This is a genomic window from Microcystis sp. 0824 (genome assembly GCF_003112475.1).
Classification (GTDB): Bacteria; Cyanobacteriota; Cyanobacteriia; order Cyanobacteriales; family Microcystaceae; genus Microcystis; species Microcystis aeruginosa_C.
Window position 1 is genome coordinate 1 of the sequence record NZ_BDSM01000078.1, and the last position, 470, is coordinate 470.

A 470-nucleotide genomic window follows, 5' to 3' on the forward strand; every position below is an offset into this window, starting at 1 on the left:
AAAGAAAAAACAGACAATTATTGCTGACCAATAAAACAATAATTTATCTTTAAAAACTGACTATGCTTGCAATACAGCAATTTATTGTTTAAAATATAGACAGCCAAGACCAGCAATTTTAGACACAAGCTATACTTATGCCATCAAATCCACAATTAAAGTTAATGACCGAGCTACTTCACCTAGAAGGAGTTGTCGTTACCAATTATCAAATTATTACCGATATAGGAATTGTTTTACATTTAGAAAATATGTCAAGAGAAAGCCAGTGCATTCATTGTGGAAGTAAAACGGAAAAAGTTCATCAAAACAATGAATTAACAATCCGAGATTTACCCTTTGGAGAACAGGCATTATATCTGAGAATCAATCGTCGTCAGATGAGATGCGAGAAATGTGGGAAAAAATTCACAGAAGAACTAAATTATTTGCCGAAGAAAAGAACCTACACAGACAGATTTAGAAAAAAA

At 32.1% G+C, this 470-nt stretch carries 1 protein-coding gene; it reads left to right on the forward strand.

All coding sequences use genetic code 11. The annotated features are described in order from the left end of the window. Positions 1–137: 137 nt before the first annotated feature. On the forward strand, positions 138–470 hold a 333-nt coding region (locus N0824_RS20445), incomplete at its 3' end, for a transposase family protein (RefSeq protein ID WP_146184313.1).